The sequence below is a fragment of the Oleiphilus sp. HI0080 genome, from assembly GCF_001635135.1.
The window spans coordinates 1-8,259 of record NZ_LWFU01000532.1; the positions used below are offsets into that span (position 1 = coordinate 1).

The window sequence follows — 8,259 nt, forward strand, 5'->3', positions numbered from 1 at the left end:
GACGACGGGCAATAATGCATCGAAGGTTGCTGTATTGCCTAAGGTGAGAGAAGCGCTTTTGCAACGCCAGAGAGACTTTCAGCAATTGCCTGGTTTAGTTGCTGATGGTCGTGATATGGGCACTGTTGTTTTTCCAGAGGCGCCATTCAAAGTATTTCTTACAGCCTCTGCTCAAGCGCGAGCAGAGCGCAGGCACCAACAGTTGAAGGCTCAGGGGGAAGATGTTAAAATCGCGACCCTTTTGCAAGAGATCGAAGCGCGTGATGCGCGTGATATGGGTCGAAAAGCCGCGCCACTAAAGGCCGCAGACGACGCAATCATAATAGACACGACAGAGTTTTCGATCGAGCAAGTGTTGGAAAAAGTCCTATCGTTGGTCCATCCACAATAAGTCTTGTTCCTCTTTATAGTTTTTTACGCTAATGGCAGCGAAGGTCGGCCAGTGATTTGTCGTTAGCTTATATAATCAGACCGTACTAACTGGTGGTATGGAGAATCTAACAGGAAATGTAATGAGCGAGAGCTTTGCTGATTTATTTGAAGAAAGCCTAAAAGAAATCGATATGACCCCAGGGTCGATCGTAAAGGGCGTAGTTGTAGACATCGATAGTGATTGGGTTACAGTCAACGCGGGCTTGAAATCTGAGGGTGTTATCCCTCTTTCACAGTTTGTTAACGAAGCGGGTGATATCGAACTTGCTGTCGGTGACACTGTAGACGTAGCACTTGATGCTGTTGAAAACGGTTTTGGCGAGACTCAGCTTTCTCGTGAAAAAGCGAAGCGTGCTGAAGCTTGGAAAGAACTTGAAAAAGCATTCGAAGCTCAAGAAATCGTTAAAGGTATTATTAACGGCAAAGTTAAAGGCGGCTTCACAGTTGACCTTAAATCTGTTCGCGCATTCCTACCTGGTTCTCTCGTTGACGTACGTCCAGTGCGTGATACGTTACACCTCGAAGGCAAAGAGCTTGAATTTAAAGTAATCAAGCTTGACCAGAAGCGTAACAACGTAGTTGTTTCACGTCGTGCAGTACTTGAAGCTGAAAACTCAGCAGAGCGTGATGCTCTTCTTGAGTCAATGGCTGAAGGTATGGAAGTTAAAGGTATCGTTAAAAACCTTACAGACTACGGAGCGTTCGTAGATCTTGGTGGTGTTGACGGCCTACTACACATTACTGATATGGCTTGGAAGCGCATCAAGCACCCAAGTGAAATCGTTAATGTTGGCGACGAAATCAACGTTAAAGTCTTGAAGTTCGATCGTGAGCGTAATCGCGTATCACTTGGTCTTAAACAGTTGGGTGAAGATCCATGGGTATCAATCAAAGAGCGTTACCCAGAGAACACGCGTGTTACTGCACGTGTAACTAACCTTACTGACTACGGTTGCTTCGCAGAAATCGAAGAAGGCGTTGAAGGTCTTGTTCACGTTTCTGAAATGGATTGGACTAACAAGAATATTCACCCATCTAAAGTTGTCCAATTGGGCGATGAAGTAGAGGTGATGGTCCTTGATATTGATGAAGAGCGTCGTCGTATTTCTCTAGGTATCAAGCAGTGCCACGCTAATCCTTGGGAAGAATTCTCAGGTAACTTCAACAAAGGCGATAAGATCAGCGGTAAGATCAAGTCTATTACTGACTTCGGTATCTTCATTGGTCTTGACGGCGGCATTGACGGTCTAGTTCACCTTTCAGACATCTCTTGGCACGAAGTCGGTGAAGAGGCTGTTCGCAACTACAAGAAAGGCGACGAAATCGAAACAGTTATCCTTTCTGTAGATCCTGAGCGTGAGCGCATCTCTCTAGGTGTTAAGCAGCTAGACAGCGATCCATTTGCTGAGTACGTGCAAGCAAATGACAAAGGCACAATCGTTACAGGTACTGTTAAGTCTGTAGATGCGAAAGCTGCAGTTGTTGTTCTGGCAGATGATGTGGAAGCTACTTTGAAAGCCTCTGAAATGAGTCAAGATCGTGTTGAAGATCTTACTACTCAGCTGAAAGAAGGCGATGAAGTTGAAGCGAAAATCATCAACGTTGATCGTAAGAATCGTGTGATCAATCTATCTGTTAAGTCGAAAGATATTGATGACGAGAAGCAGGCGATGAAAGACGTTCGCGACAAGCAGATCGAATCGTCAGGTCCGACTACGATCGGTGATTTGATCAAAGAGCAGATGCAAAACCAGTAACTGCTTGTAAAATAATCAAAAAAACGGGCCATAGGCCCGTTTTTTTTTGTTTTTTGTTTTTCCTTGTCTAAACTGAAAATGAGGCTATTTTTTAAGGAAAATCAATGACTAGGTCCGAACTGGTAGAGATTATTGCATCGAAACAGACGCAATTGTCGGTAAAGGATGTCGAGCTCGCAGTAAAAACGATTATCGATTTGATGTCAGAAACTTTAGCAACAGGTCAACGAATTGAAATTCGTGGGTTTGGTAGTTTCTCTCTTCATTACCGTTCTCCAAGAGTTGGGCGCAACCCTAAAACTGGAGAGTCCGTTACATTGGACGCTAAACACGTGCCGCACTTTAAACCGGGTAAAGAGTTGCGTGACCTCGTAAACGATAGTTTGAAAGAAGGCTATTAGCTCTACGGGGGTAGACTTCTCGAAGCGAATACATCTGACCCTTTGGCTTCCCTAGCCGCAATCTTACCAGCTATTCATTCGTTCACCGCGTTCAGCGGTGGCAACTAAAAACTCTCACGTGATACTATGATTAGGTCTTCTAACAGGCCTGATTTGCGTTTTCTATGTCTAAAATTCGATTTTTAATTGAGGCGGTGATTGCTCTTGTTGTGATTGCTCTTGCTGCCGCGTTTGCTTTAGCCAATGAGACCCTGGTTACGGTTGATTTGCTCATCGATACGGTTCAGTTGAATGTTGGCGTTGCTCTGCTAGTTGCACTGGGGTTGGGTGGCGTTGTTGGTTATCTCGTTCGTTTACCTGCTAGCTTAGTGCTAAAAACCAAGCTGGCTCAGGCTGAGCGAAAACTTAAAAAAGCGTCTTCGGATGCTTCTGCCACATAATCTTCAATGAATGTATTTGCAGACCAGTTTTCGCTAGTGGTATTGATTGTGGCGTCCATTGGTATTGGTTGGTATCTGGGGCGATTTCAGTATCGTACTCGCTCAAAAGGTAAATCGATTAAACCGAGAGGCGGTTTAACGAAATCGCGCTCACCGCTTCGCTTACTTATGGACAGCTACTCGGACACGGCGATTGATGAGCTTCTATCAGGGCTGGAGGTAAGTGCTAAAACTTTGCCTATCCACTTATCGATTGGCCGTCACTTTCGTCAAGAAGGGGAGGTTGATCGTGCGATTCTCATTCATCAGAACCTCTTGGCTCATCCCCAGTTAAGTACTGAAAATGCGCATGCTGTTACTTTTGAGCTAGCAAGAGATTACAAGGCAGCAGGTTTATTCGACAGAGCTGAGTCCTTACTTGAAGAACTTGTTTTTACTCGAGATTTAAGTGACCAAGCGCGAAGGCTATTGTTATCGATTCTTGAGCGACAAAAAGATTGGGAGCAGGCAATTGAGTTGATATCGAAATGGGATTGCAAACGTGATCCTGATCTAGCGAAGCGAATGGGGCATTATCATTGTGAGATTGCGGTGTCTCAGCTAGAGTCCGGCCGTCATAACTTAGCGCGTCATCACCTAGATTATGCTTCCAAAGTCGACCCTAAGAACCCCCGAGCTTTGCTGCTTTTGGCTCAGTTAAAGTCTGCTGAGCACGGGTTTGTTCAAGCGATTGGGTATTTGAGGTCGTTAGTTGAAGAACATCCAGACTTTTCTCCTCTAGCTGTTGATCTTTTGGTGGTATGTTCCGATGCAACTAGCACTAAACCAAAGATGCGTGACTTCCTTAAACGGATATACTTAAAGCATCGAAATGATAGGATACTTCTCGCGTTGGCCAAGGAATTAATTGAGGCGGGGAAAAAAGGCGAGGCGCGCGCTTTGGTAGAGGCGGATATTGATATCGAGCCGCGTTCTAGGGTTCTCTCCTTTTATGCTGCGAGGTTCGTGGCGCCAAACTATACAGAGGCACCAGTGGAACGGTTGACCAAAGCAATGTCGACTGCAGAAGGCCAGTTGATTGGTTATCAGTGTTCTGATTGTGGTTTTAACGGCGGCTTTCATTGGCAATGCCCGAGTTGTTTTCATTGGGAATCTATTAAACCTGTCGTCGCTAATTAGTGACATAACTTAAAGCTTTATATTATGAATCAAGTAACTTCTCCTATTGTTGTTGCGCTAGATTTTCCGTCGGCGGACGCCGCGATCTCCCTAGCTCGACAACTAAATCCTTCACTGTGTCGCGTTAAGGTCGGAAAAGAGTTGTACACGCGCTGCGGCCCCGTCATTCTTGAAGAGCTTCATAAGCTCGGCTTTGACGTATTTTTAGATCTTAAGTTTCACGACATTCCCAATACAACAGCGCAAGCGGTTGGTGTTGCCGCAGATATGGGGGTTTGGATGGTGAATGTTCATGCAACGGGTGGCCAGCGTATGATGCAGGCTTGTGCTGACAAACTGAGTCAATATAAGCAGGCTCCCATGCTTATCGGCGTCACGGTGTTAACGAGCATGGAGCGATCGGATCTCGTTGGCGTAGGTATTGATGATGAGCCAATGGGGCACGTGATGCGTCTAGCTCGTCTTACCAAAGACTGTGGGCTTGATGGTGTTGTCTGCTCTTCTCATGAAGTAACACAGTTAAAGCAGGAGCTGGGACGTGAGTTCAAATTGGTTACGCCTGGGATTCGTCCGGCCAGTGCTGAGCTGGGCGATCAGCGCCGAGTTATGACGCCGGCTGAGGCATTGCAGGCTGGATCTGATTACCTCGTGATAGGGCGACCCATTACAAAAGCGGATAAGCCTCTGGTAGCTCTGGAAAGCATCGTGGAAAGCATCGCGTAATATGGAGAACTTGATTACCTACTATCTCGAGATGCTTGACGCTCCCGTTTTTGAGCCACGCACGTCGACCATGCCTGCATATTGCTTGATTGAATGTACGGGTATCCAGCCGGAGTTTAATCGATTTTTATATACGCTGGTGGGTAAGCAATGGGATTGGACTGATAGGCTCGCTTGGGATACCTCTCAGTGGCATGCGCTAGTGTCATCCCCAGACCTTCGGACCTGGGTGGCATACAGTGATGGCATTATTGCCGGTTATTTCGAATTACGCAGAGAGCGTGGAGATGTAGAGATTCTCTACTTTGGATTGAGCCCAGAATTTATTGGTCAGGGCTTTGGGCGTCCCTTATTGGAAGACGCGATTACGAAAGCCTGGTCTTGGGAAGGCGTGTCTAGAGTTTGGGTGCATACATGCAACCTTGACCACCCTGTTGCCTTGAAAAACTATGAGCGGCGCGGCTTTAGGTTGTATAAGACAGAGCAGGAACCTCTCAACCTGTAAGCCTTTTTTAGGTGTTCAAGACTTCTAAAACGTAAATGCATTAGAGCTGTTTATTTTTTAGCGGCTTGCGCAAGCAGAGTATCTCTGGCCTTGGTAATGGAATTAAATACATCGCCATCGCCTCCTTTATCGGGATGCGATTGTTGAGCATGTTTGCGAAAAGCAGATTTTATCTCTTGATAGCTAGCCCCTTCTTCGAGGCCTAAGGTCTTCAATGCCTCGCTGGCGTCTTCAGGGCTCTGAAGGCGCTGCCAGAAACCGTTAAGCAGTAGCTCGACTTCAGCTTCGGTCATAGTTTCATAGTTGCTCAGGTCTTTGTAGTAGTGCTCGAGCAAGTCAGTTTCGCGGATTTCCGAGTTGGTTGCCCCATCGCTTTTCGTAGCGCTGGGATAGGGGATAGAGACGATCTCTATCGTTCCTATGATCAAATCTGCACGTTGTGTGCTTCGCCACTTTGCTCTCAGTTGGTAGAGCCCATGTCGGACCAGGAAATGCACTTTAAAAAGCGACAGCATGTTGGATAAGGATAGTGAAGCGATGGGCTCGATGCCATCTCGTTGCATTTTCCGTATGAGCGCATGTTCACGCCAAACAGGTTGCTCTTCGAAGGCCTGTCCAAGATAGCTTGTAATATGCTGAAAGGTTTCCATATCTCTCAGCATAGACTAGATCACGCTAACTACTGCTGTGTGCATTTACATTGTGTAGTGCGTCGGTGTATTTGGTCCAACGGGAAGGCCGAGAACAAACACCCACAAGTAAAAGAAAATGCTCCAGCAGGTGAGGAAGATAAAGGAATAGGGCAGCATCATCGAGATCAAGGTGCCTATCCCCATGTCGCGACGATATTTTTCGGCCACCGCTAGAATAAGCCCAAAATAGCTCATCATCGGTGTGATGATATTTGTTGATGAATCCCCTATTCGGTAGGCTGCCTGAATGACTTCTGGCGAGTACCCAACAAGCATCAGCATAGGAATAAAGATTGGCGCAGTGACGGCCCATTGCGCAGATGCAGACCCCAAGGATAGATTAATGACGCCGCATACTCCGATGAAAAGGAAGAATAGCTCAGGGCCGGTTAAGCCGAGGCTTTCCAGACCTGTTGCACCCACGACAGCGAGCACTGCTCCAAGGTTGGTCCACTTAAAGAAAGCGACAAATTGCGCAGCAAAAAATACCAAGACAATATAAGCCCCCATTGTCGTCATGGCGTGATTCATCGCATGAACGACATCGTTAGAGCTTGTGATTGTTTTAACGACTTTGCCGTAGATAATCCCCGCTAGCGAAAAGTAGATGAAGATAAACGCGACGATGGACTTCAAGAAAGGAGACCCTGCAACGAGTCCTGTATCGGGGTGTCGTAATATGCCATTCTCAGGGACGATCGTCGCGGCAAGCAGGCCCGAGAATATAAGCGTGTATATGCCGACAGTGCGTAAACCCTTTCTTTCAATATCGGTGACGGCATGACTGTCCATTTCTAGCGTCAACTCTTCCATTGAGTCAGCAGGCGCCTCGTCCGGATTGTATTTACCTAACTTTGGCTCGACAATATATTCAGTGATTAGCATACCGAGAGTAGATATCACGAAGGTAGATCCGATCATAAAATACCAGTTTGCCTCCGCGCCTACTTGATAATCAGGTGATATGAGTTGCGCCGCCTGCTCGGATATACCCGAAAGTAAAGGGTCGACAGTGCCGATTAACAGGTTTGCACTATAGCCGCCAGATACGCCTGCAAATGCAGCTGCAAGGCCCGCTAATGGGTGTCTGCCGAGTGATAGGAATATCATGGCTGAAAGCGGGATCAACACCACATATCCAAGTTCAGCTGCGGTATTGGAAACGATGCCCGCCAGCACAACCATGAAAGTGACAAGCTTTTTCGGGGCTCCCATTACAAGGCTTCGCATTGCAGCCGAGATTACTCCTGATCGCTCTGCAATTCCTACTCCCAAAAGCGCGACGAGTACGGTACCTAGAGGTGTGAACCCGGTGAAATTTCTCACCAGTTCACTCAGTACTTGCTGTAATCCGGCGACATTGAGCAGGCTGACAACCTCAATCAAGCCGTTATCTGCTCTGCCTTTACTTCCTTCCGGCCTCGGGTCGACGACTGAAAGTTCAAAGTAACCGGCGATACCGCTCCCCACGATGACTAGAGCGCACAAAATGGCAAACAGGATGACTGGGTGGGGCAATAGGTTCCCTAGCCACTCAACGGTATCGAGTAGTCGGGTAATCGCATTGCGTTGCGGACGTTCGGCGTTTATGAGCTCATTAGACATAGTGCTCTCCCTCGGCTTGCGGGAAGTATAGTTGCTGTTTTCGGCTATGATTGAGCGGCCAGTCCAAGACCTGTTATTTTTTGTTGCAAACACACTGGTTTTTTAGGTGACGACAGCGGTTTTCGTTATAATCGCCGCCAGCATGGGATTGATTGAAAGTCGGTCTCGTTTGGGTATGTTTTGGGAGGGGCGATGAAGTCCTTAGTTGGTTCAGAGAAATACGAGTTCAATAAGCTTCAAAAGCGCTTGCGCGGGGGCATGGGCAAGGCGATTGCGGACTTCAATATGATTGAAGCTGGTGACCGTATTATGGTTTGTCTCTCGGGCGGTAAAGACAGCTATACCATGCTTTCCATCCTCATGAGTCTGCAAAAAAGCGCACCTATTAACTTTGAACTTGTGGCAGTCAACTTAGATCAGAAACAGCCTGGTTTTCCGGAGCATATATTGCCTGAGTATCTCGAGTCCTTAGGGATTGAATACTACATTGTTGACCGAGATACTTATTCCATCGTTAAGTCGAAG

Annotated in this window: 9 protein-coding genes and 1 pseudogene; 8 read left to right on the forward strand and 2 right to left on the reverse strand. The window is 46.9% G+C overall.

Annotated elements, in window-relative coordinates:
* The 7 genes from cmk to A3751_RS11400 form a co-directional block, all read left to right on the forward strand.
* A partial coding sequence (gene cmk / locus A3751_RS11370; RefSeq protein ID WP_068455931.1) for a (d)CMP kinase occupies positions 1 to 391 on the forward strand: 391 nt, incomplete at its 5' end.
* Between the two features lie 121 nt (positions 392 to 512).
* A complete protein-coding gene (rpsA, locus tag A3751_RS11375; RefSeq protein WP_068455934.1) occupies positions 513 to 2,189 on the forward strand; it encodes a 30S ribosomal protein S1 in 1,677 nt (558 codons plus the stop codon).
* A gap of 104 nt (positions 2,190 to 2,293) precedes the next feature.
* Positions 2,294 to 2,590, forward strand: coding sequence for an integration host factor subunit beta (gene ihfB, locus A3751_RS11380; RefSeq protein WP_068455937.1), 297 nt, complete (start codon positions 2,294 to 2,296; stop codon positions 2,588 to 2,590).
* Between the two features lie 164 nt (positions 2,591 to 2,754).
* Positions 2,755 to 3,030: a LapA family protein gene (locus A3751_RS11385; RefSeq protein ID WP_068455940.1), complete on the forward strand. Its 276-nt coding sequence runs from the start codon at positions 2,755 to 2,757 to the stop codon at positions 3,028 to 3,030.
* Between the two features lie 6 nt (positions 3,031 to 3,036).
* Entirely contained in the window at positions 3,037 to 4,209 is a 1,173-nt protein-coding gene (locus A3751_RS11390; protein ID WP_068455943.1) for a tetratricopeptide repeat protein, read from the forward strand.
* Between the two features lie 24 nt (positions 4,210 to 4,233).
* Positions 4,234 to 4,932, forward strand: coding sequence for an orotidine-5'-phosphate decarboxylase (gene pyrF / locus A3751_RS11395; protein WP_068455946.1), 699 nt, complete (start codon positions 4,234 to 4,236; stop codon positions 4,930 to 4,932).
* 1 nt (position 4,933) lies between these two features.
* Entirely contained in the window at positions 4,934 to 5,437 is a 504-nt protein-coding gene (locus A3751_RS11400; RefSeq protein WP_068455949.1) for a GNAT family N-acetyltransferase, read from the forward strand.
* A gap of 50 nt (positions 5,438 to 5,487) precedes the next feature.
* On the opposite strand, the gene A3751_RS11405 is transcribed toward A3751_RS11400, so the two are convergent.
* Positions 5,488 to 6,087, reverse strand: a complete 600-nt coding sequence (locus tag A3751_RS11405) for a DNA-J related domain-containing protein (RefSeq protein ID WP_068491612.1) — start codon at positions 6,085 to 6,087, stop codon at positions 5,488 to 5,490.
* A 45-nt stretch (positions 6,088 to 6,132) separates the two neighbouring features.
* Positions 6,133 to 7,734: an AbgT family transporter gene (locus A3751_RS11410; RefSeq protein ID WP_068455955.1), complete on the reverse strand. Its 1,602-nt coding sequence runs from the start codon at positions 7,732 to 7,734 to the stop codon at positions 6,133 to 6,135.
* Positions 7,735 to 7,926: 192 nt separating this feature from the next.
* Between A3751_RS11410 and A3751_RS11415 the strand changes: the two are divergent.
* A pseudogene (locus tag A3751_RS11415) lies at positions 7,927 to 8,259 on the forward strand (tRNA 2-thiocytidine(32) synthetase TtcA); the annotation flags it as partial.

Bases quoted from the DNA above. Each gene is read 5' to 3' on its own strand.
- A3751_RS11385 (WP_068455940.1), top strand. From the start codon at position 2,755: ATGTCTAAAATTCGATTTTTAATTGAGGCGGTGATTGCTCTTGTTGTG.
- A3751_RS11410 (WP_068455955.1), bottom strand. From the start codon at position 7,734: ATGTCTAATGAGCTCATAAACGCCGAACGTCCGCAACGCAATGCGATT.
- A3751_RS11405 (WP_068491612.1), bottom strand. From the start codon at position 6,087: ATGGAAACCTTTCAGCATATTACAAGCTATCTTGGACAGGCCTTCGAA.
- A3751_RS11400 (WP_068455949.1), top strand. From the start codon at position 4,934: ATGGAGAACTTGATTACCTACTATCTCGAGATGCTTGACGCTCCCGTT.
- A3751_RS11390 (WP_068455943.1), top strand. From the start codon at position 3,037: ATGAATGTATTTGCAGACCAGTTTTCGCTAGTGGTATTGATTGTGGCG.
- rpsA (WP_068455934.1), top strand. From the start codon at position 513: ATGAGCGAGAGCTTTGCTGATTTATTTGAAGAAAGCCTAAAAGAAATC.
- ihfB (WP_068455937.1), top strand. From the start codon at position 2,294: ATGACTAGGTCCGAACTGGTAGAGATTATTGCATCGAAACAGACGCAA.
- pyrF (WP_068455946.1), top strand. From the start codon at position 4,234: ATGAATCAAGTAACTTCTCCTATTGTTGTTGCGCTAGATTTTCCGTCG.